We start from the raw sequence: 20,608 nt of genomic DNA on the forward strand, positions 1-20,608 counted from the left end.
CAAATTAGAACGTGTTACATTTCTTGACAAGTTCGTGCTCGATGACGAGGAAAGGGCGGTAGCCGTGGCTCCTGATAATGGCCAAGCGCCAGCAAACGTGGAATCCGGACCGGACGCGCTGGTTGAGCAGCGCGGTCACACGCTCATCGTCACCCTGAACCGGCCGCACGCCCGCAACGCGCTGAGCACGGAAATGATGGAAATCATGGTGCAGGCCTGGGACCGCGTCGACAACGACGACGACATCCGGTGCTGCATCCTGACCGGGGCCGGTGGCTACTTCTGCGCCGGCATGGACCTCAAGTCAGCAACCAAGAAGCCGCCGGGCGATTCGTTCAAAGATGGCAGCTACGACCCGTCACGCATCGATGCCCTGCTCAAGGGCCGTCGGCTGACCAAACCCCTCATCGCGGCCGTCGAAGGCCCCGCGATCGCCGGCGGCACCGAGATCCTGCAGGGCACCGACATCCGCATCGCCGGCGAGAGCGCCAAGTTCGGCATCTCCGAGGCGAAGTGGAGCCTGTACCCGATGGGCGGCTCGGCCGTCCGGCTGGTGCGCCAGATCCCCTACACCGTGGCCTGCGACCTGCTGCTGACCGGCCGGCACATCACCGCCGCCGAGGCCAAGGAGATCGGCCTGATCGGGCACCTGGTTCCCGACGGGCAGGCGCTGACCAAGGCGCTCGAGATCGCCGAGCTCATCGAGAACAACGGCCCGCTGGCTGTGCAGGCGATTCTGCGGGCGATCCGCGAGACCGAGGGCATGCACGAGAACGACGCCTTCAAGATCGACACCCAGATCGGCATCAAGGTCTTCCTGTCCGACGACGCCAAGGAAGGCCCACGGGCGTTCGCCGAGAAGCGCAAGCCCAACTTCCAAAATCGCTGACGCTCGCCCGCGAGCGGAACGCCGCGGCGGGCCGCCCGCGCGGCCGCGGACGCGTCCCCCCTTCGCGCCCAACGTGAACTCACTGCGAGATTTCGACCGATTTTTCGCAGTCATGTCACGCTCGGCGTAGTTGTCAGACCACCGCGCCACACTGCATCGGTGGGAGAACCCTTCCTCGGCAGTGAGGCCATCAAGTCGGGCGCGCTGACGGCTTACCGGCTGCGAAGCCGATGCGTGGCGGTCCATCCCGACGTCTATGTCCCATCCGGAACGAACCTCAGCGCCGCGGCACGTGCTCGCGCCGCGTGGTTGTGGTCTCGGCGACGCGGCATCGTCGCGGGGCATTCTGCCGCCGCGTTGTATGGCGCAAAGTGGGTCGACGACAGGGCACCGGCCCAGCTGCTTTATCAGCACCGCCGGCCTCCGGCAGGGATTCGCACCTGGTCGGATCACGTTGCAGACGACGAGATCACCCTGATCGGCGGCGTGCCGGCAACGACGCCGGCTCGTACAGCTTTCGACCTTGCCTGCCGCAATCCGATCGGCAATGCGGTCGCCGCCATCGACGCGCTGGCAAGAGCCACACGACTGAACATCACCGATGCCGAAGCCATCGCGAACCGCTACAAGGGGCACCGCAACATCAGACGCAGCAGACGGGCTTTGGAGCTGATCGACGCCGGCGCGGAGTCGCCCCGCGAAACGTGGCTGCGGCTATTGCTGGTCAACGCCGGTTATGCGCGACCTCAGACCCAGATCACGGTATACGGCGTATATGGCGAACTTGTTGCCGTGCTCGATATGGGTTGGGAGAACATCAAAGTCGCTGTCGAGTACGAAGGCGACCATCATCGGACCGACCGAAGGCAATTCAACCGGGACATCGCGCGCTTCGACGCGCTGACCGAACTCGGCTGGATCGTCGTGCGGGTCACTGCCGAGGACGTGCCGGGCGGCATTCTGCGCCGGGTGGCAGCGGCTTGGTCGCGCCGAACGTGAACTCACTGCGAGATTTCACCTGATTTTTCGCAGTGAGTTCACGTTCGGCGAAACGAGGCGAAACGAGGCGCGAACGGGTTAAGGGCCTCAGCCGAGCGGCGCGCTCGGGGTGAACGCGACCGGCATCTTCTCCAAGCCGGAAACGAAGTTCGCCGGCCGCAACGGCAGCGGCGCATCGGGAGACGCCAGCCGCATGTCAGGCAGGCGCTCCAGCAGGCGACTCTGCATGATCGACAGCTCGAGGCGGGCCAGCTGGTTGCCCAGACAGAAGTGCGTGCCGAATCCGAACGCGAGGTGGTTGTTCGGGTAACGCTCGATGTTGAAGCGCTCCGGTTCCTCGAAGACCTTCTCGTCGAAGTTCGCCGACTCGAACAGCAGGATGATCTTTTCGTCCTTGTGCAGTTGCGTGCCGTGGAACTCGGTGTCGGCGGTGATCGTGCGGGCCATGTTCTTCACGGGCGCGGTCCAACGCAGCATCTCTTCAATCGCGTTGGGCAGCAACGACAGATCGGCTGCTAGACGCCGGTGCTGATCCGGGTGCAATAGAAGCTGCCTGGTCCCGCCCGACAGCGTGTGGCGGGTGGTCTCGTCGCCGCCGATCAATAGCAGCAGCACCTCGGTGACGATCTGATGGTCCTCCAGGCGCGATCCTTCGACCTCCGCGTGCACGAGAACACTGACCAGGTCGTCGGTCGGTTCGGCCTTGCGGGCCTCGATCATCCCCATCATGTATCCGCTGTAGGCGGCGAAGGCGTCCATGGTGACCTGGACATCCGCTTCGGCCGCAGTGCTGCTCAAGGAACTGACCAGATCGTCGGACCACTTGAGGAACATTTCGCGTTCCTCGGGACGGACCCCGAGCATGTCGCCGATGACCGCCATCGGCAGGGGCGCGGCGAGGTCCCAGACGAAGTCACACTCGCCGCGCTCGCATACCGCGTCGATCAGCGTGTCGCACAACGAGGTGATCGAGGCCTCGAGATTCTTCACCCGCTTGCGGGTGAACCCGTAGTTGACGAGCTTGCGGCGCAACAGATGTTGCGGATCGTCCATCTCGATCATCATCTCGACGCCCGGCTGGTCGGGCCGGATGCCACCGGCGTTGGAGAACACCTCGGGATTACGCTCGGCCTCGATGACGGATTGATACGTCGACGCCGCGGCCAGCCCGTTGCGGTCGCGGAAGACGGGTTCGTGCTCGCGCATCCACTTGTAAATCGACCGGGAGTCACCGGCGTAGAAGGTCCCGTCGGTCAGGTCGACATCGGGTTTGGTCGCTGAAGTCACCGTCATGAGATCTCCTGGGCATCGCCGAATGTCATTCGTACCTGGTCAGCAGAGCTGGACAACATCGCGCGCTTCGGAAGACCAAGCGACGCTAACTCTTTCGCGTAAGGATGATCGCCCAACCGGACGCGCACCCCACCGAGCCGGGTCCGCACACCGTCCAGCGTGTGCTCGAAGGCCGTCTCGCGGGTGATCCCGTCGCGGTGCGAGTAGCTGCGCTGCGCCTGCTGGCGCGGGGTCAGCCGAATCGGCAGCCCGGGACGGAAATCCATGCCGATCACGAGTTGCCCATCTATCACGCAGTCGAACCCGAACTGACGGCCCTCTCGAATGGCGAAGTCCGCCATGACTTTCGGGTAACCCCAGATCTTCGTTCCAGCCTCGAGCGTGAACTCCTGATCGACGGGCAGGTGGTGGATGAAGGCGCCGGCCGACCCCAAGGCCCGTGGCCCGCTCGCGGCCGACCCGGGCGGGTTGACCATCACGCTCGTGCCGAACTCGTAGTACTGGCCCAGGTCTCCGTCGATGTAGTGCATCAACATCAGCACCACGACCGCCCGCCCGGGCAGGTAGCGGCAGACCTGCAGGCCGCTGTAGTCGATCAGATGCTGCGCCGCGTCGGCGTCCACCGAGAACATCGCCATGTGCTGCTTTGCCTGATGGATTTGCACCGGCATCGTGATCACCGTGCCGGCGATCGTGTGCTGCGAGGCTGTCATCCGGTCAATCTAGAACCCGTTCTATTGACGGGGCAAGCCCCGCCCTAGATCAGCGCGGCGAGGTCCCGGACCTGCTGCGGAGTACGACCGGACACCACCATCATCGTGACACCGGCGGCTTCCCACGCCTTGATCTGCTTACGGACGTAGTCGATGTCGCCGACGATCATCGCGTCGTCGACGAGTTCGTCCGGGATGATCTCGGCGGCCTTGTCCTTCTGGTTGCTGCGGAACAGCTTGGTCACGTCCTCGACCACCTGCTCGTAACCCATCCGGCGATAGACGTCGGCGTGGAAGTTGGTGTCTTCGGCACCCATGCCGCCCATGTACAGCGCCAGGTGGGGCTTGATCGCGGCGTGCGCGGAGGCTCGGTCCTCGGTGACGACGATCTGCGCGGTCGCGCAGATCTCGAAGTCCTCGCGGGTGCGCCGGGCGCCGGGCCGGGCAAAGCCCTCGTCGAGCCATCCGTTGTACATGTCGGCCATCCGCGGCGTGTAGAAGATAGGCAGCCAACCGTCGCAGATCTCCGCGGCCAGCGCAACGTTCTTCGGCCCCTCGGCGCCCAGCATGATCGGGATGTCGGCGCGCAGCGGGTGGGTGATGGGCTTGAGCGGCTTGCCCAGGCCCGTGGTGCCCTCGCCGGTCCGCGGCAGCGGGTAGTGGGGGCCGTCGCTGGTCACCGGCGCTTCGCGGGCCCACACCTGCCGGATGATGTCGATGTATTCGCGGGTACGCGCCAGCGGCTTGGGAAACGACTGGCCGTACCAGCCCTCCACCACCTGCGGCCCGGACACCCCGAGCCCCAGGATGTGCCGGCCACCGCTGAGGTGGTCGATAGTGAGTGCGGCCATCGCGCACGCCGTCGGGGTCCGCGCCGAAAGCTGAACGACCGACGTGCCCAGCCGCACCCGCTGCGTCGACGAACCCCACCAGGCCAGCGGCGTGTAGGCGTCGGAACCCCACGCCTCGGCGGTGAACACGGCGTCGAACCCGGCGGCCTCGGCCTCGGCAACGAGTTCGCCGGCGTTGTCCGGCGGGTGAGCGCCCCAATAACCCAGCTGCAAACCCAGCTTCATCTCTCTGCCTTTCCCTGCCGAACCGGACCCGATATTGAAACGGTTCTTAGAACCTGTTCTACTCGATGGCGTGACAGCCACTTCGAGCGGCCCGACCACTATCGATCACTCCGAGCCGCCTCTCTCCGCGCCGTTAACCCTCTCCTTCGACTACACCCGTTCAGTCGGTCCCACGCTAGGCAAGTTCTTCACCGCACTGCGTGAGCGCCGCGTTCTCGGGGTGCGCGGATCGGATGGCCGGGTGCATGTGCCACCGGCGGAGTACGACCCGGTCACCTACGAACCACTGGGCGAAATGGTACCGGTGTCGTCCGTCGGCACCGTGGCATCCTGGACCTGGCAACCCGAGCCACTAGAGGACCAGCCGCTGGACCGTCCGTTCGCCTGGGCGCTGATCACGCTGGACGGCGCCGACACCCCGATGATCCATGCCGTCGACGCCGGCGAACCGGGCAAGATCAAGACCGGCACCCGGGTGCACGTGCACTGGGCCGACGAAACCTTGGGCGCCATCACCGATATCGCGTACTTCAAGCTGGGTGACCAAGAAGAGCCGGCCGAACCCGAGGGAGCCGCCGACGGACGGGACCCGGTCACGATGATCGTCACGCCCGTCTCGCTGACGATTCAGCACACCGCCTCGCACGAGGAGAGCGCGTACTTGCGCGCCATCGCCGAGGGCAAGCTGCTGGGGGCACGCACCGGGGAGAATGGAAAGGTGTACTTCCCGCCGCACGGCGCGGATCCGGCTACCGGCCGCCCGACCACTGAATTCGTCGAGCTGCCGGACAAAGGTACGGTAACCACGTTCGCGATCATCAACATCCCGTTCCAGGGTCAGCGCATCAAGCCGCCTTATGTGGCGGCCTACGTGCTGCTCGACGGGGCCGACATTCCCTTCCTGCACTTGGTCGCCGACATCGACGCGCACGAGGTGCGGATGGGCATGCGGGTGGAAGCGGTGTGGAAGCCCCGCGAGGAGTGGGGATTTGGCATCGACAACATCGAGTACTTCCGGCCCACCGGCGAGCCGGACGCCGAGTACAACACCTACAAGCACCACCTGTAAGGGGCCCAACTGCACATGAGCGAACGCAATGTTGCGGTCGTCGGCTTTGCCCACGCCCCGCATGTCCGCCGCACCGACGGCACCACCAACGGTGTCGAGATGTTGATACCGTGCTTCGCCCAGCTCTACGAGGAACTGGGCATCGCCAGGACTGACATCGGATTCTGGTGTTCGGGATCCTCCGATTATCTTGCTGGACGGGCCTTTTCGTTTATCTCGGCTATCGACTCGATCGGCGCGGTTCCGCCGATCAACGAGTCGCACGTCGAGATGGACGCGGCCTGGGCCCTTTACGAGGCCTACATCAAGATCCTGACCGGCGAGGTCGACACCGCGCTGGTGTACGGCTTCGGAAAGTCCTCGGCCGGCGTCCTGCGCCAGATCCTGTCTCGGCAGACCGATCCCTACACGGTCGCGCCGCTGTGGCCGGACTCGGTGTCGCTGGCCGGATTACAGGCCCGCATCGGGCTCGATTCCGGCAAGTGGACCGAAATACAAATGGCCCGGGTGGCGTTCGACTCGTTCGCCAACGCCCGCCGGACCGACCAGGTGGAACCACCAGTCCAGGTCGAGGAACTGCTCGAGCGGCCCTTCTTCGCCGACCCACTGCGACGGCACGACATCGCACCGATCACCGACGGCGCGGCCGCCATCGTGCTCGCCGCCGACGACCGAGCCCGCGAATTGCGCGAAAACCCGGCCTGGATAACCGGAATCGAGCACCGCATCGAAACCCCGGTGCTCGGCGCCCGCGACCTCACCGAATCACCGTCGACGAAAGCAGCGACCAAGGCGGCCACCGGCGGCACCACCGCCAACCTCGACGTCGCCGAAATCCACGCGCCCTTCACCCACCAGCACCTGATCCTGGCCGAAGCCATCCGGATCCCGGGGAAGACGAAAGTCAATCCGTCCGGCGGCGCGCTGTCGGCCAACCCCATGTTCGTTGCCGGCCTGGAGCGCATCGGATTTGCCGCACAACACATCTGGGACGGCTCTGCGCAGCGGGTGCTGGCCCACGCCACCAGCGGACCTGCACTGCAACAGAATCTCGTCGCGGTCATGGAAGGAAAGAACTGATGGCCGGCGCAGGCGCGCACCTCGCCGCGGTACTGGGCACCGGACAGACCAAGTATGTAGCCAAGCGCAAGGACGTTTCGATGAACGGCCTGGTACGCGAGGCGATCGACCGGGCGCTGGAGGACTCCGGCTCGACGTTCGACGACATCGACGCGGTCGTAGTCGGCAAGGCGCCGGACTTCTTCGAGGGCGTCATGATGCCGGAGCTGTTCATGGCCGACGCCATGGGCGCCACCGGCAAGCCGCTCATCCGGGTCCACACCGCGGGTTCGGTCGGCGGATCCACCGCCGTGGTGGCCGCCAGCCTGGTGCAGTCGGGAAAGTATCGGCGCGTGCTGGCGATGGCCTGGGAGAAGCAGTCAGAGTCGAATGCCATGTGGGCGTTGTCGATTCCGATCCCGTTCATCAAGCCGGTGGGCGCGGGCGCGGGCGGGTATTTTGCCCCGCACGTTCGGTCATACATCCGCCGCTCCGGCGCACCGCTCAACATCGGTGCCATCGTTGCGGTCAAGGACCGGCTCAACGGGGCGCGCAACCCGCTGGCGCATCTACACCAGCCCGACATCACCGTCGAAAAGGTGATGGAGTCCCCGATGCTGTGGGACCCGATCCGCTACGACGAGACCTGCCCGTCCTCCGACGGTGCGGCCGCGGTCGTCATCGGCAATGAAGAGATCGCCGAAGCCCGTGTGGCGCAAGGACAACCGGTGGCCTGGATCCATGCCACCGCGCTGCGCACCGAGCCTCTGCAGTTCTCGGGCCGCGACCAGGTCAGCCCGCAGGCAAGCCGCGACGCGGCCGCCGCGTTGTGGAAAGGCGCCGGCATCACCAGCCCGATCGACGAGATCGACGTCGCGGAGATCTACGTGCCGTTTTCCTGGTTCGAGCCAATGTGGTTGGAGAGCTTGGGGTTTGCGCCCGAGGGTGAGGGCTGGAAGCTCACCGAATCCGGCGAGACTGCGATAGGCGGAAAGCTTCCGGTGAACCCGTCCGGCGGCGTGCTCTCGTCGAACCCGATCGGCGCGTCGGGCCTGATTCGCTTTGCCGAGTCGGCCATCCAGGTGATGGGCAAGGGCGGCGACCATCAGGTTCCCAACGCCCGAAAAGCTTTGGGACACGCCTACGGTGGCGGTTCGCAGTACTACTCGATGTGGGTGGTCAGTGCCGACAAGCCCGAAAAAGTGACCGCGTGAGCCACGCCGCGGAGAAGACCACGCATCCGGCCCACGAGGCCGGCCGTCGCTCGCGCGAAGCGGTCCTGGCCAGGGACAAAGAGGCCTGGCTGGCGGTGTTCACCGAGGACGCCATCGTCGAGGACCCCATTGGACCGTCGGCCTTCGACCCCGAGGGCAAAGGACACCGGGGCCGTGACGCGATCTCGGCGTTCTGGGACCAGGCCATCGCCCCGACGACCAAGATCGAGTTCTTCTTCCGCGATACCTACCAGTGCGGCAACGAGGAAGCCAACGTCGGCCACATCCTCATCACCACGGGCGACTACCAGACGACAGCCGAAGGCGTGTTCACCTACAAGGCCAACGACGACGGCGAACTGGTTGCCCTGCGCGCGTATTGGGAGATGGACCGCGCAGCCGCCAATACCCGCAAAGTTTGATCGTCCGCAAACCTGCTTCCCGGAATTCACCTGGAGCTTCCTGTGCGGGCGCAACTGCGCGCGATAGGGTCGCGGTCACCGCGGGGGTTGAGGGAGGCTGCCCATGGATGACGACTGGGATATCGAAGCGCCCGCAAAGGCCAAATCTGGTCGCCCCGTTCGAGGTGGCCGTGGGCGGTCGAGGTGACGTCTCTACGTCATCGACTTCCACAACCGGGTGCTCAAACTGCCTGCGGGATACCAATCGACAGCCCTTGGGAATTGACCGAGATTTCGACTGGGCGAGCATTTCGCTGAACTTGCGATACGGCCGGTCCTGCGCGGTAGTGTCCTGGTGTCGCGATCACCGTGGTGATTGAGAGAGGCGGCCCATGGACGACGATTGGGAATTCGAAACGCCGGCAAAGGCCAATCCGCCACAGCCGCCGCGATCCCGGCCCACTCTGGCGATTGCGGGTGCCGCGGCCGTCGTCATCATCACGATCCTCGGCCTGGCCGGATACTTCGCGTTCGGGCGGACATCGTCCGGCAAGGCGGCGTCCACGCAGACCGTGACGTCAAGCTCTCCGTCACCCGCTGCCGGCCCTGTCGTGCTGCCGTTCACCCTCGCGGATCCCGAAGGCGTGGAAGTGGACCGAGCCGGCAATGTCTACGTCGCCGACTCGGGCGGCAACCGCGTGCTCGAGCTGCAAGCCGGTTCCACTACCCCGATCGAGTTACCCTTCACCGGCCTGAACCGTCCGGCGGGTCTGGCCACGGACACCAAGGGCAATCTCTATGTCGTCGACCAGAAAAACAGGCGGGTGCTCGAACTTGCCGCCGGCGCCAAGACCCAAATCGAGCTCCCGTTCACGGGCCTGACAGAGCCCCATGGCGTGACCGCAGACAGCGTCGGCGATGTCTACGTCGCCGACTTCAAAAACAACCAGGTACTCGAACTGCCGGTCGGCACCACCGTTCAGGTTCCGGTGCCGTTCACCGAGCTCAACCAGCCGTACGATCTGGCGGTGGACAGCAGCGACGGCATCTACGTCGCCGACGCCGGCAACAATCGGGTCCAGCAGCTGGCCGCGGGCACGACCACCCCGGTCATCCTCCCGTTCACCGGCCTGAACTTTCCGAACAGCGTGGCGGTCGATCGGAGCAACAGCGTCTACGTCACCGACTTGAACAACAATCGGGTGCTCAGGCTGACGGCGGGCTCGAACACCGTGTCCTTGCTGCCTTTCGGCGATCTCTTCGCGCCCTATGGGATAGCGGTGGGACCTCAGGACGACGTGTTCGTGGTCGACTTCCACGACCGGGTGCTGAAGCTGGCGGCGGGATACCAGCCGACAGAGCTCGCACATTGACCCGGTCGGTCTAGAGCGGCTCCAGCCCGGCGAGGTGGCGCTGCGCCAGATCGCGATAGGCCTGCGGGTTCAGGTTGATCCACATCTCGGCGCCGGTTCCGGCGATCGGGCCCTTGATCTGCGCCGGGGCTCCGACGACGAGCACCCCGGCCGGAATCTGACTGCCCGCTGTCACCAAAGAATGCGCGGCAACCAGGCTGCGCGCACCGATCACGGCGCCGTCCAGAACGGTGGCGTGGTTGGCGATCAGTGCCTCAGAACCGACGTGAACCCCGTGGATGACACACATGTGGGCCACCGTCGCGCCCGGTCCGATATCGACGGGGATGCCCGGTGGCGCGTGCAGCACCGATCCATCCTGAACATTGGCGCCTTCCCGCACGACGATCGGCCCGTAGTCGCCGCGTAGGACGGCGTTGAACCAAACCGACGCCCCGGCCTCGACCGTGACGTCGCCGATCAGGGTCGCGGTCGGCGCCACGAAAGCTGTCGGATCGATCCGTGGCGCCCGACCCTCGAAAGCAAACAGTGGCATCGTCTAGATATACCCCAGGCATGAAGGCCCCATGGAAGACCCAGCTAGACACGCTGTCGTTGCGCACGCGTGTCAAAAAACTGTAACGTGTTCTAGTTAGAGGGCTAGCACGTAGGAGGTGCCAGGTGACTACCGACACTAAAGCGGTCGGCATCCGGGAAATCGATCCCGGTGCGTTGCCGACCAGATACGCCCGGGGCTGGCACTGCCTGGGCGTCGCGGAGGACTTCCGGGACGGCAAGCCGCACTCGGTTCAGGCGTTCGGCACCAAGCTGGTGGTTTTCGCCGACTCCCACGGCGACATCAAGGTGCTCGATGGCTACTGCCGGCACATGGGCGGTGATCTGTCCGAGGGCACCCTCAAGGGCGACGAAGTTGCCTGCCCGTTCCACGACTGGCGCTGGGGCGGCGACGGACGCTGCAAGCTGGTGCCCTACGCCAAGCGCACACCCAAGACGGCGCGCACCCGGTCCTGGACGACCGATGTGCGCGGCGGCCTGCTGTTCGTGTGGCACGACCACGAGAACAACCCGCCCGACCCGGCCGTGCGCATTCCGGACATCCCGGAGGCTCACAGTGACGAGTGGACCGAATGGCGGTGGAACCGGATTCTCATCGAGGGGTCCAACTGCCGCGACATCATCGACAACGTCACCGATATGGCGCACTTCTTCTACATCCATTTCGGGTTGCCGACGTACTTCAAGAATGTTTTCGAGGGCCACGTCGCCTCGCAGTACCTGCACAACGTGGGCCGGCCCGACGTCAACGATCTGGGGACCTCCTACGGCGAGGCACACCTGGACTCCGAGGCGTCCTACTTCGGGCCGTCGTTCATGATCAACTGGCTGCACAACAGCTACGGCGGCTTCAAGGCCGAGTCGATTCTGATCAACTGCCATTACCCGGTGACCCAGAACTCGTTCGTCCTGCAGTGGGGCGTCATCGTCGAGAAGCCCAAGGGCATGGACGAAAAGATGACCGAGAAGCTTTCCCGGGTTTTCACCGAGGGTGTCAGTAAGGGCTTCCTGCAGGACGTCGAAATCTGGAAGCACAAGACCAGGATCGACAACCCGCTGCTGGTCGAGGAGGACGGCGCCGTCTACCAGCTGCGTCGCTGGTATCAGCAGTTCTACGTCGACGCCGCCGATGTCGAGCCGGAGATGGTGGAGCGCTTCGAGATCGAGGTGGACACCACTCGCGCCATTGAACACTGGAACGTCGAGGTGGCCGAGAACCTCAAGGCACAGGACGCCGAAGCCCCTGCGGCCGAAGAAGTTCCAGCCGAACAGCACTGACGACATGTCTGACGACCAGCCGGCGGTCCCCGACGTCGATCGGCTCGCCCGGTCGATGCTGTTGCTCCATGGTGACGGCCACGACCACGAAGACAAACCGGCCCGCAATGGCGGGTCTGGATCCTGGTCGAAGTCTAGGGATTTCGCGAACGACCCACAACGCGCGGCCGCGGTCCGCGAGGCCAGTCGCGCCGACCGCGAGCGCTATCTCACGTCGGGTCTGCAGCCGGTGGATTGCCGCTTCTGCCATGTCACGGTGAACGTGCGACGACTGGGCCCGGGACATACTGCGGTGCAATGGAATGCCGAGGCATCGCAGCGGTGCGCCCACTTTGCCGAAGTGCGTGAGTCCGGCGGTGACACCGCCCGAACCAGGTCTTGCCCGCGGCTGTCCGACAGCATCGAGCATGCGGTGGCCGAAGGTTACCTGGAGCAGGAACCCGACGAGGACTAGGCCGGTTCACCCTCGCCGCGCGACTGTAACTACCAACGGTGCCACGCGCGAAATGTGTTGCCAGTTGCCGTCTCGCGACGGTTTACAGTCCGGCGAACCGCTCCTTGACCTCTTCCGCGGTGAGCCCGTAGTCGGCCAGCGAGTACTTGTGCTTCGGTGCCCGGGCGCCGGTCTGACTCTCGGCGTGGCTGTCCTCCATCGCCTTTCGGGCCTCGTCGGTCAGCGCCAGACCGAAGTGCCGGTACACGCCTGTGACCGTTCCGAGCGGATCGGCGATCAAGTCGTGGTAATCGACGTCGCAGAACTGGGCCGGATCGTGTTTGGCGCGCACGGTGTTGAACCGCTCGAGCCCGCGCGACCAGGTCTCCATCGCGTCGGCACCGATCTGGGTGCCGGTAAAGGTCGTCGACCAGCCCTCGGCGGTGTGCTGCGCCAACGAGCACATCGAAGCCAGGATCGTCTCCACGGGCCGGTGGGTCTGGATCACCAGCGCGTCGGGATAGGTCTCCAGCAATGCGTCCAGCGCAAACAGATGACTGGGATTCTTGAGCACCCAACGCTTTTCGGCGTCATTGAGGCCGATCAACTGAAGGTTGCGGCGGTGCCGCTGATACGACGGCGTCCAGTCCTGTTGCGACAACCACCGCGAGTAAGTCGGCAGGTGCGAGAGCGTCTCGTAGGACACCGAATGCAGCGACTGGCGCAGCAGCTGCCAGCATTCCTCCAGCTCATAGGCGGCCATGAAATGCAGGCCGGTGTACTCCGGGTTCTCTTGGTGATGCTGATTGAACTGCGCGTCCAGCGTGCTATACCACGGGTTGGATTCCCAGGTGTCGCGCGGCGGGCGCGGCTGGGGGAACTCGGCCAGCCACAAGTGCAGACCTTGATGTACCGGGTCGGCTCCCAGCAACCGGTGCAAGATCGTGGTGCCGGTGCGCGGCAGCCCGGTGACGAAGATCGGTTGCTCGATGGCAACATCGGCGTGCTGGGGGTACTGCTTCCACGCGGATTCGGAGAACAGCCTCGCCACCAGCGCGCCGCGCAGGAAGAACCGATTCATCTTGCTGCCCAACGCGGTTAGGCCCGCGTCACGCTGGTAAGAATCCAGCAGCACACCGAGCGCTTCGCGGTAGTTGTCGTTGTCGACGCCGAAGTCGTCGAGCCCAACCAGTTTGGTCGCCGACGCGTGCAAATCGTCGACGGTGCCCACATCGGTGCGCTGTGTCACGGATGCGCCACCTCCTCCTCATCGCTTCGCTCTGCATCGTCGGTGACGGTCATTAGGTGTGGTACTCACCGCAGTTGACGTCCAGGGTCTGCCCGGTGATACCGCTGGACAGGTCGCTGGCCATGAACAGAATCGCCGACGCCACCTCGTCCTCGGTCGGCAGCCGCTTCAGATCGGAGTTGGCCGCGGTGGCCTCGTAGATCTGCTCGGCCGTGGTGCCGTACTTGCCGGCCTGATGATTGAAGTAGGCCTGCAACGTGTCGCCCCAGATATAACCGGGTGCAACGGAATTGACCCGAATACCTTGATCGCCCAGCTCGGTGGCCAGCGACTGCGACATGGAAAGCAACGCGGACTTGGCCATCTTGTAGGCACCGTACTTCGCCTGCGAGTGCCGGATCACCATCGAGTTGACGTTGACGACCGAGCCCTTCGATGCCGCCAGCGCCGGCGTGAAGCCCTGGATGAGCCGCAGCGCGCCGAGCGCGCTGAGCTCGATCGCATCGCGGATGTGCTGAAAGGTGGTCCCGGCCAACGGCTTCATCGACGGCACCCGGAACGCGTTGTTGATCAGCACGTCGACCTTGCCGTAGGCCTCGAGCGTGGCGTCGACGAGGTTGTTGACCTGGTCGTCGTCGGTGATGTCGGTACGCACCGTCGCCGCGCGGCCGCCGACGTCTGCGATCTGCTTGGCGACGTCGTCCAGGCGTTCTGGAGTGCGGGCCGCGAGCACCAGATCGGCGCCCTCTCGCGTGCATCGGTGCGCCAACGTGGTGCCCAGACCCGGGCCGACACCACTGATCACCACTACCTTGCCGTCGAGCAACTTCGTCATCCCAGCATCCTTGCCTGAATTTGTTGATGGCGCAGCGTGATTCGTGCACGCCAGTCGTCCTCGGAAATCTTGTTGTGCTCGAAGTAGGGTAGCGCCTGCGCCACCGCATCGAGGTCGACCAGCTCGACCGTGGGCCCGTCGGCCTCGGTCAGTTCGCGAGACACCCGCTGCCAGCGGAACTGCAGATACCCGCGTCGGTGACCGAGGGTCTCGACCCAGTTGGTGACGCCCGGATTCCCGTCCGCGACGACGATGCGGACCTTGCCATCCGGATCTGCCTGTGCCTGAGTGTTATTCAGTGAGGTCTGGTGGTTGATGTAGTCCAGTGAGATATACCACAGGCTGCCGAGCTGGAAGCCCAGGTAGGGCGCGTCGCTGACCGGAATGGTGATCACCAGCGCCTGGTCGGGATTCAGCTCGTAGTGCCCCACCGAGGAGTACTGGGTCGCCAGCCCCCCCGGGGTCAGCCGCGGCGCCACCATGGTGTTGACCGGCAGATTCAGGTAGAACCACTGCGGGAACTGCAGCCAGGTCTTGACCCGCTGCACCAGCTGCTTTCCTGCTGTGGCGTAACGCTTTTCGATGAGGTCACGACTCAGCGGCGGCGGCGCGGTACCGGCGGTGTCCAGCCGGGAAATCGCCAGCGTGCCACGCTGGGCCGACCAGTCGCCGTACACCTCGCGTATCACCAACTGGCCGGGGCGGGTCGGCCGTACCCGCCACTCGAAGCTGCCGTCGGCCGCGATGTCGAGCTCACGGTCGTCGAACGCGGCCTGGCTGGCCGGCACGTTGTCGTCGGTGTACTCCCCGCCCAACAGCTGGAAGCTCAAGTCAGTGGTGGTTCCACGCCGGCCCGTCACCACGTAATCGTGGTCGGCGTGCACGCGGGTACCGAAGTACAGCGTGTCCGGGTTGTCCAGGCCCATCTTGGTGAACGGCCCGGTGCCCGACTGCAGGAACGGGTGATCGCGGTCGTAGTCGAAGGCCAGGTGTGTGCAGCCCGATATACAGCCGGCCAGATACTGCAGTCCTTCGAGCAGATCGGCTTCCGTCTCGATATGCGGTGCGGCGGCGACCAGTTTCTCGGCCTCGGCGATCGCGGAGGTGAGGGGATCCGTAAAGGAATGGGTGGACACGCCTAGACGCTAGAACGTGTTCTACTTTTTCGTCAATGGCGAACATTCTCGCGCGTCGCCGCTTACGTTTGCCGACGAGGCCCGATCGCTAAGAGGTGCACTGCTGGGACAGGTCGATCAGATGCTGCCGCACATCCGGATGCCGACTCAGGTAGTCCATGACGTTGGGGCCGCCGCCCTCCGCCTGAGACTTGGCGGACAGCTGCGCTTTGACGTCGGGATGCCGCGTCAGGTACGCGTCGATGGACTGGCCGACGGTCTGATTACAGGGAGGATCCGCGTTGGCTGTGGCCGCCAGGGGCAGCGCGATCACCGTCGCGGCGGTAGCAGTGAGTAGCCCCCCGGCGAGCAGGCCGTACAGTCCGCGGCCGCGGAGTGTGTTGGATGTGCTCATGCCGGTCAGGTTACCGGCGTCGGCTGTGCCCGGGCTGTGCCGCAGCAAAGCGAAGCCGGTGCGTTACAACAGCGGGGTCAGCGCGTTACCGCGCTTTCTTGCTCGCGCTTGATCTCCAGCGCGATGTCGATCAGCTGGTCTTCCTGGCCGCCTATCAGCTTGCGCTGGCCGGCCCGGTGCAACAGCTCGTGCGCCGGGACGCCGTAGCGCTCGCCTTGCCGGACAGCGTGCTTGAGGAAGCTCGAGTAGACCCCGGAGTACCCCATGATCAGCGCGTTGCGATCGAGCAGGCATTCGGCCGGCATGGCCGGGCGCACCACGTCCTCGGCGGCGTCGGCGATGTCGAAGAAGTCGATGCCGGTCTTCACGCCGATCTTGTCGAAGACGCCGATCAAGGCCTCGACCGGAGCATTACCCGCGCCCGCGCCGAAGCGCCGCACGCTGCCGTCGATCTGCTTGGCGCCCGCGCGTACCGCCTCGACTGAATTGGCCACCCCGAGCCCGAGGTTCTCGTGCCCGTGGAAGCCCACCTGGGCGTCGTCGCCGAGCTCGGCGACCAGGGCCGATACCCGGTCGGCCACGCCGTCGAGCACCAGGGCGCCGGCGGAGTCGACGACGTAGACGCACTGACAGCCGGCGTCTGCCATGATGCGGGCCTGGGCGGCGAGTTTCTCCGGCGCAATGGTGTGGGCCATCATCAAGAACCCAACGGTCTCCAGACCGAGCTCGCGGGCCAGACCGAAGTGCTGAATCGAGACGTCGGCCTCGGTGCAATGAGTGGCGATCCGGCAGATCGACCCGCCGTTGTCCTGCGCCTCCTTGATGTCCTCCTTGGTGCCGACGCCGGGCAGCATCAAGAACGCGATCTTGGCCTCTTTCGCCGTCTCCGCGGCGAGCTTGATCAACTCCTGCTCGGGAGTCTTGGAGAAGCCGTAGTTGAAGGACGAGCCGCCCAGGCCGTCGCCGTGGGTCACCTCGATTACCGGCACGCCGGCCGCGTCCAGCGCCGCGACGATCGAACCGACCTCGTCCTTGGTGAATTGGTGGCGTTTGTGGTGTGAGCCGTCACGTAGCGACGTGTCCGTCATACGGACGTCCCAGATCGGGTTGAAGAAAATGTCGGTGGTCATCGCGCACCTCCGGTTACCGCGAGCGTCTTCTTGGCGATCTCCTCGCCGACCTTGGTGGCCGCCGCCGTCATGATGTCGAGGTTGCCCGCATAGGGCGGCAAGTAATCTCCGGCGCCCTCGACCTCGACGAACGTCGTGACCAGGGCCTGCTCGCCCGAGTTGATCGACGGGTCGTCGAATTGCGGCTCGTTGAGCAGCCGGTAGCCGGGGACGTAAGTCTGTACCTCGGCGACCACGTCGTGGATGGATTTGGCGATCGCATCGCGGTCGGCGTCCTCGGGGATCGCACAGAAGATGGTGTCGCGCATGATCATCGGCGGATCGGCCGGGTTCAAGATGATGATCGCCTTGCCGCGCGCGGCCCCACCGATGGTCTCGACGCCCTTGCTGGTCGTCTTGGTGAACTCGTCGATGTTGGCCCTGGTGCCCGGTCCCGCGGACGAGGACGACACCGATGCGACGATCTCGGCGTAAGGCACCTCGACCGTGCGCGACACGGCGTAGACGATCGGAATCGTCGCCTGCCCCCCGCAGGTGATCATGTTGACGTTCGGCGCGTCCAGATGCTGGCGCAGGTTCGCCGGCGGAATGACCGCCGGGCCCACCGCGGCCGGCGTCAGGTCGATGGCCCGGATCCCGGCGGCCTCGTATTTCGGCGCCGCGTCCCGGTGCACGTAGGCGCTGGTGGCCTCGAACACCAGGTCGGGTTTCTCGGACTGAGCCAGCAGCCAGTCGACTCCCTCGTGGGTGGTCTCCAAGCCCAGCTTGCGGGCCCGCGCGAGGCCTTCGCTCTCCGGGTCGATCCCCACCATCCAGCGCGGTTCCAGCCAGTCCGAGCGCAGTAGCTTGTACAGCAGGTCGGTGCTGATGTTTCCCGATCCGACAATTGCGACGCTTGCCTTCGACGGCATGATGCTCCTTTTTCGAAGCGTTAAATCAACTGATTCAAAACTAATCCGAGCCTATTCAAACGACAAATGAACTGAACCCAGCCCCGCGAAATCGGCGACGAAGTCGTCACCGGGACGCGCATCGATCGCCCTCGTGCACGAACCGGGAAGCACCACGTCGCCCTTGCGCAGCCTGACCCCGAAGCTCTCGACCTTGCGGGCCAGCCAGGCCACGGCCGTCACCGGATTGCCCAGCACGGCGTCGCTGCGGCCCTCGGCGATCACTTCGCCGTTGCGGGTCAGCACCGCGTCGATGGCCTTCACATCGATGTCGGCCGGCGAAACCCTGGCCCTACCCAGCACGTAACCGGCGGACGAGGCGTTGTCGGCGATGGTGTCGCACAACGCGATCTTCCAGTCGGTGATCCTGGTGTCGATCAACTCGATGGAGGGCACCAGGGCTTCGGTGGCCGCCAGCACGTCGTCTTCGGTGCACTCGGCGCCCGGCAGGTCGGCGGACAAGATGAAGCCGACTTCGACCTCCACCCGCGGGTACAGGTACTTGTCCGCCTTGACGGGGGTGTCCTCGAACACCTCCATCTCGTCCAGCAGGTGCCCGTAGTCCGGCTCGTCGACCCCCATCATCTGCTGCATCGCCTTGCTGGACAGGCCGACCTTGTGGCCCAGCACCCGGGCACCCTCGGCGACCCGCTGCCGGATGTTGATCAGCTGGATCTCGTACGCGTCGACGACGTCGATGTCGGGGTGCGCGGAGGTTAACGGCGCGATCGGCTCACGGCTACGTTCGGCTTGCGCCAGGTCGGCTGCCAGCTCGTCGCGGATCGCAACACTGAGCATTTACCGAAGTCCCCTCGTCCGTTTGACCGGGCCGGTAGCGGCCAGCCCGGGCAATTCTATAACGTGTTCTACATGACAGCGCAGGAGTACGACGTCGTCGTGGTCGGAAGCGGCGCCGCCGGGATGGTGGCCGCCCTCGCCGCCGCGCACCGAGGCCTTTCGACAGTAGTCATCGAGAAGGCTCCACACTTCGGCGGCTCCACCGCACGCTCAGGCGGCGGCGTCTGGATTCCGAACAACGAGGTGCTCAAGCGCGCCGGCGTGAAGGACACGCCCGAGGCTGCCCGCACCTACCTACACGGCATCGTCGGCACGGTCGTCGAGCCGGAGCGCATCGACACCTACCTCGAGCGCGGCCCCGAGATGCTGTCCTTCGTGCTTCGGCATACGCCGCTCAAGATGTGCTGGGTGCCCCGGTATTCCGACTACTACCCCGAAGCGCCCGGCGGCCGCGCGGAGGGGCGCTCGATCGAGCCCAAGCCGTTCAATGCGCGCAAGCTCGGTCCTGACGAGGGCGGGCTGGAGCCGGCGTACGGCAAAGTGCCGCTCAATGTGGTTGTGATGCAACAGGACTACGTGCGACTGAACATGCTGAAGCGGCACCCGCGGGGAGTGCTGCGCAGCCTGAAGGTCGGCGCCCGCACGATGTGGGCCAAGACCACCGGCAAGAACCTCGTCGGCATGGGGCGGGCCCTGATCGCGCCCTTGCGGATCGGGCTGCAGCGGGCCGGCGTTCCGGTCCAGCTGAACACCGCGCTCACCGACCTGTACGTCGAAGACGGCGTCGTGCGCGGGGTCTACGTCCGCGACACCGGTGCATCGGAATCCGCCGAGCCGCACCTGATCCGGGCACGGCGCGGAGTGATCCTGGCCAGTGGCGGTTTCGAGCACAACGAGCAGATGCGGGTGAAATACCAGCGCGCACCGATCACCAGCGAATGGACCGTCGGCGCGAAGGCCAACACCGGTGACGGCATCATCGCGGGCGAAAAGCTGGGCGCCGCACTGGACATCATGGAGGACGCATGGTGGGGCCCCACGGTGCCGCTGGTGGGCGCACCGTGGTTCGCCTTATCGGAGCGCAACTCGCCCGGCTCGATCATCGTCAACATGTCCGGCAAGCGGTTCATGAACGAATCGATGCCCTACGTCGAAGCTTGCCACCACATGTACGGCGGGGAACACGGCCAGGGGCCCGGGCCGGGCGAGAACATTCCCGCTTGGCTGGTGTTCGACCAGCAGTACCGAGACCGCTACATCTTCGCGGGACTGCAACCAGGACAACGCATTCCGCGCAAGTGGATGGAGTCCGGCGTCATCATCAAGGCCGATACGCTCGAGGAGTTGGCCGAGGCGGCGGGTCTTCCGGTCGCCGAGTTCACCGAAACCGTGGCACGGTTCAACGGCTTCGCCCGATCGGGTGTCGACGAAGACTTCCGCCGCGGCGAGAGCGCCTACGACCGGTACTACGGCGACCCCACCAACAAGCCCAACCCGAACCTCGGCGAACTGACCCACGCGCCGTATTACGCCGCCAAGATGGTGCCCGGCGACCTGGGGACCAAAGGTGGCATCCGCACCGATGTCCATGGCCGCGCACTGCGCGACGATGGCAGCATCATCGACGGCCTGTACGCCGCGGGCAACGTCAGTGCACCCGTGATGGGGCACACCTATCCGGGTCCGGGCGGCACCATTGGGCCGGCGATGACCTTCGGGTACCTCGCCGCGCTGCACATCGCCGATCAGGGCGGAAGGAACTGA

The 20,608-nt window shown here is 65.2% G+C and carries 21 protein-coding genes; 10 read left to right on the top strand and 11 right to left on the bottom strand.

Annotation, left to right across the window (positions count from 1 at the left end):
• Positions 1 to 97: 97 nt before the first annotated feature.
• Both OK015_RS27280 and OK015_RS27285 read left to right on the top strand, forming a co-directional pair.
• Positions 98 to 889 carry a crotonase/enoyl-CoA hydratase family protein gene (locus tag OK015_RS27280; RefSeq protein ID WP_268127914.1) on the top strand — a complete coding sequence of 264 codons (792 nt, stop codon included), beginning with the start codon at positions 98 to 100 and terminating at the stop codon, positions 887 to 889.
• Between the two features lie 159 nt (positions 890 to 1,048).
• Positions 1,049 to 1,888 (top strand): type IV toxin-antitoxin system AbiEi family antitoxin, encoded by an 840-nt coding sequence (locus OK015_RS27285; protein ID WP_268127916.1) that lies wholly within the window; start codon positions 1,049 to 1,051, stop codon positions 1,886 to 1,888.
• 87 nt (positions 1,889 to 1,975) lie between these two features.
• Here OK015_RS27285 and OK015_RS27290 read toward each other — a convergent pair whose 3' ends face one another.
• The 3 genes from OK015_RS27290 to OK015_RS27300 are packed head-to-tail and all read right to left on the bottom strand — an operon-like array spanning position 1,976 to position 4,970.
• The gene (locus OK015_RS27290; protein ID WP_442791172.1) at positions 1,976 to 3,181 is read right to left on the bottom strand and encodes a cytochrome P450; all 1,206 of its coding nucleotides are present in this window, start codon (positions 3,179 to 3,181) and stop codon (positions 1,976 to 1,978) included.
• On the bottom strand, positions 3,178 to 3,894 hold the full coding sequence (locus tag OK015_RS27295) for an acetoacetate decarboxylase family protein (RefSeq protein WP_268127917.1): 717 nt from the start codon (positions 3,892 to 3,894) through the stop codon (positions 3,178 to 3,180). Before OK015_RS27295 ends, OK015_RS27290 begins: the two co-directional genes overlap by 4 nt.
• 44 nt (positions 3,895 to 3,938) lie before the next feature.
• The gene (locus OK015_RS27300; RefSeq protein WP_268127919.1) at positions 3,939 to 4,970 is read right to left on the bottom strand and encodes an LLM class F420-dependent oxidoreductase; all 1,032 of its coding nucleotides are present in this window, start codon (positions 4,968 to 4,970) and stop codon (positions 3,939 to 3,941) included.
• 70 nt (positions 4,971 to 5,040) lie between these two features.
• Here OK015_RS27300 and OK015_RS27305 point away from each other — a divergent pair, with 70 nt between their 5' ends.
• From OK015_RS27305 to OK015_RS27325, 5 genes are all read left to right on the top strand, one after another.
• Positions 5,041 to 6,039 (top strand): Zn-ribbon domain-containing OB-fold protein, encoded by a 999-nt coding sequence (locus tag OK015_RS27305; protein ID WP_268127921.1) that lies wholly within the window; start codon positions 5,041 to 5,043, stop codon positions 6,037 to 6,039.
• Between the two features lie 15 nt (positions 6,040 to 6,054).
• Positions 6,055 to 7,119 carry a thiolase domain-containing protein gene (locus tag OK015_RS27310; RefSeq protein ID WP_268127922.1) on the top strand — a complete coding sequence of 355 codons (1,065 nt, stop codon included), beginning with the start codon at positions 6,055 to 6,057 and terminating at the stop codon, positions 7,117 to 7,119.
• Positions 7,119 to 8,312 carry a thiolase domain-containing protein gene (locus tag OK015_RS27315; protein WP_268127923.1) on the top strand — a complete coding sequence of 398 codons (1,194 nt, stop codon included), beginning with the start codon at positions 7,119 to 7,121 and terminating at the stop codon, positions 8,310 to 8,312. The genes OK015_RS27310 and OK015_RS27315 overlap by 1 nt, the downstream gene beginning before the upstream one ends.
• Positions 8,309 to 8,734, top strand: a complete 426-nt coding sequence (locus OK015_RS27320; protein ID WP_268127925.1) for a nuclear transport factor 2 family protein — start codon at positions 8,309 to 8,311, stop codon at positions 8,732 to 8,734. The genes OK015_RS27315 and OK015_RS27320 overlap by 4 nt, the downstream gene beginning before the upstream one ends.
• A 371-nt stretch (positions 8,735 to 9,105) precedes the next feature.
• On the top strand, positions 9,106 to 10,086 hold the full coding sequence (locus OK015_RS27325; protein WP_268127926.1) for an NHL repeat-containing protein: 981 nt from the start codon (positions 9,106 to 9,108) through the stop codon (positions 10,084 to 10,086).
• Positions 10,087 to 10,096: 10 nt separating this feature from the next.
• On the opposite strand, the gene OK015_RS27330 is transcribed toward OK015_RS27325, so the two are convergent.
• Entirely contained in the window at positions 10,097 to 10,621 is a 525-nt protein-coding gene (locus OK015_RS27330) for a gamma carbonic anhydrase family protein (RefSeq protein WP_268127928.1), read from the bottom strand.
• 125 nt (positions 10,622 to 10,746) lie between these two features.
• On the opposite strand from OK015_RS27330, the gene OK015_RS27335 reads away from it, so the two are divergent.
• Both OK015_RS27335 and OK015_RS27340 read left to right on the top strand, forming a co-directional pair.
• Complete coding sequence (locus OK015_RS27335; RefSeq protein WP_268127930.1) at positions 10,747 to 11,919, top strand: Rieske 2Fe-2S domain-containing protein; 1,173 nt, start codon at positions 10,747 to 10,749, stop codon at positions 11,917 to 11,919.
• A 4-nt stretch (positions 11,920 to 11,923) separates the two neighbouring features.
• Complete coding sequence (locus OK015_RS27340) at positions 11,924 to 12,373, top strand: hypothetical protein (RefSeq protein ID WP_268127931.1); 450 nt, start codon at positions 11,924 to 11,926, stop codon at positions 12,371 to 12,373.
• A gap of 82 nt (positions 12,374 to 12,455) precedes the next feature.
• On the opposite strand, the gene OK015_RS27345 is transcribed toward OK015_RS27340, so the two are convergent.
• The 7 genes from OK015_RS27345 to OK015_RS27375 all read right to left on the bottom strand — a co-directional run bounded on the left by OK015_RS27345 (position 12,456) and on the right by OK015_RS27375 (position 18,844).
• Positions 12,456 to 13,601: a sulfotransferase family protein gene (locus tag OK015_RS27345; protein WP_268127933.1), complete on the bottom strand. Its 1,146-nt coding sequence runs from the start codon at positions 13,599 to 13,601 to the stop codon at positions 12,456 to 12,458.
• A gap of 52 nt (positions 13,602 to 13,653) precedes the next feature.
• On the bottom strand, positions 13,654 to 14,436 hold the full coding sequence (locus tag OK015_RS27350) for an SDR family oxidoreductase (protein ID WP_268127936.1): 783 nt from the start codon (positions 14,434 to 14,436) through the stop codon (positions 13,654 to 13,656).
• Complete coding sequence (locus OK015_RS27355; RefSeq protein WP_268127937.1) at positions 14,433 to 15,572, bottom strand: hypothetical protein; 1,140 nt, start codon at positions 15,570 to 15,572, stop codon at positions 14,433 to 14,435. Before OK015_RS27355 ends, OK015_RS27350 begins: the two co-directional genes overlap by 4 nt.
• 88 nt (positions 15,573 to 15,660) lie before the next feature.
• Positions 15,661 to 15,966 (bottom strand): hypothetical protein, encoded by a 306-nt coding sequence (locus OK015_RS27360; protein WP_268127939.1) that lies wholly within the window; start codon positions 15,964 to 15,966, stop codon positions 15,661 to 15,663.
• A gap of 77 nt (positions 15,967 to 16,043) precedes the next feature.
• On the bottom strand, positions 16,044 to 17,096 hold the full coding sequence (dmpG, locus tag OK015_RS27365; RefSeq protein WP_268127941.1) for a 4-hydroxy-2-oxovalerate aldolase: 1,053 nt from the start codon (positions 17,094 to 17,096) through the stop codon (positions 16,044 to 16,046).
• On the bottom strand, positions 17,093 to 18,007 hold the full coding sequence (locus OK015_RS27370) for an acetaldehyde dehydrogenase (acetylating) (RefSeq protein ID WP_268127942.1): 915 nt from the start codon (positions 18,005 to 18,007) through the stop codon (positions 17,093 to 17,095). The genes dmpG and OK015_RS27370 overlap by 4 nt, the downstream gene beginning before the upstream one ends.
• Positions 18,008 to 18,058: 51 nt before the next feature.
• Positions 18,059 to 18,844, bottom strand: a complete 786-nt coding sequence (locus tag OK015_RS27375) for a 2-keto-4-pentenoate hydratase (RefSeq protein WP_268127944.1) — start codon at positions 18,842 to 18,844, stop codon at positions 18,059 to 18,061.
• 72 nt (positions 18,845 to 18,916) lie between these two features.
• Between OK015_RS27375 and kstD the strand changes: the two genes are divergently transcribed.
• The gene (gene kstD / locus OK015_RS27380; protein WP_268127947.1) at positions 18,917 to 20,608 is read left to right on the top strand and encodes a 3-oxosteroid 1-dehydrogenase; all 1,692 of its coding nucleotides are present in this window, start codon (positions 18,917 to 18,919) and stop codon (positions 20,606 to 20,608) included.

Origin of the sequence: Mycobacterium sp. Aquia_216, from assembly GCF_026723865.1 — a bacterium.
Classification (GTDB): domain Bacteria; phylum Actinomycetota; class Actinomycetes; order Mycobacteriales; family Mycobacteriaceae; genus Mycobacterium.

Bases quoted from the DNA above. Each gene is read 5' to 3' on its own strand.
- OK015_RS27290 (WP_442791172.1), bottom strand. From the start codon at position 3,181: ATGACGGTGACTTCAGCGACCAAACCCGATGTCGACCTGACCGACGGG.
- OK015_RS27295 (WP_268127917.1), bottom strand. From the start codon at position 3,894: ATGACAGCCTCGCAGCACACGATCGCCGGCACGGTGATCACGATGCCG.
- OK015_RS27300 (WP_268127919.1), bottom strand. From the start codon at position 4,970: ATGAAGCTGGGTTTGCAGCTGGGTTATTGGGGCGCTCACCCGCCGGAC.
- OK015_RS27310 (WP_268127922.1), top strand. From the start codon at position 6,055: ATGAGCGAACGCAATGTTGCGGTCGTCGGCTTTGCCCACGCCCCGCAT.
- OK015_RS27315 (WP_268127923.1), top strand. From the start codon at position 7,119: ATGGCCGGCGCAGGCGCGCACCTCGCCGCGGTACTGGGCACCGGACAG.
- OK015_RS27325 (WP_268127926.1), top strand. From the start codon at position 9,106: ATGGACGACGATTGGGAATTCGAAACGCCGGCAAAGGCCAATCCGCCA.
- OK015_RS27330 (WP_268127928.1), bottom strand. From the start codon at position 10,621: ATGCCACTGTTTGCTTTCGAGGGTCGGGCGCCACGGATCGATCCGACA.
- OK015_RS27340 (WP_268127931.1), top strand. From the start codon at position 11,924: ATGTCTGACGACCAGCCGGCGGTCCCCGACGTCGATCGGCTCGCCCGG.
- OK015_RS27350 (WP_268127936.1), bottom strand. From the start codon at position 14,436: ATGACGAAGTTGCTCGACGGCAAGGTAGTGGTGATCAGTGGTGTCGGC.
- OK015_RS27360 (WP_268127939.1), bottom strand. From the start codon at position 15,966: ATGAGCACATCCAACACACTCCGCGGCCGCGGACTGTACGGCCTGCTC.
- dmpG (WP_268127941.1), bottom strand. From the start codon at position 17,096: ATGACCACCGACATTTTCTTCAACCCGATCTGGGACGTCCGTATGACG.
- OK015_RS27370 (WP_268127942.1), bottom strand. From the start codon at position 18,007: ATGCCGTCGAAGGCAAGCGTCGCAATTGTCGGATCGGGAAACATCAGC.
- OK015_RS27375 (WP_268127944.1), bottom strand. From the start codon at position 18,844: ATGCTCAGTGTTGCGATCCGCGACGAGCTGGCAGCCGACCTGGCGCAA.
- kstD (WP_268127947.1), top strand. From the start codon at position 18,917: ATGACAGCGCAGGAGTACGACGTCGTCGTGGTCGGAAGCGGCGCCGCC.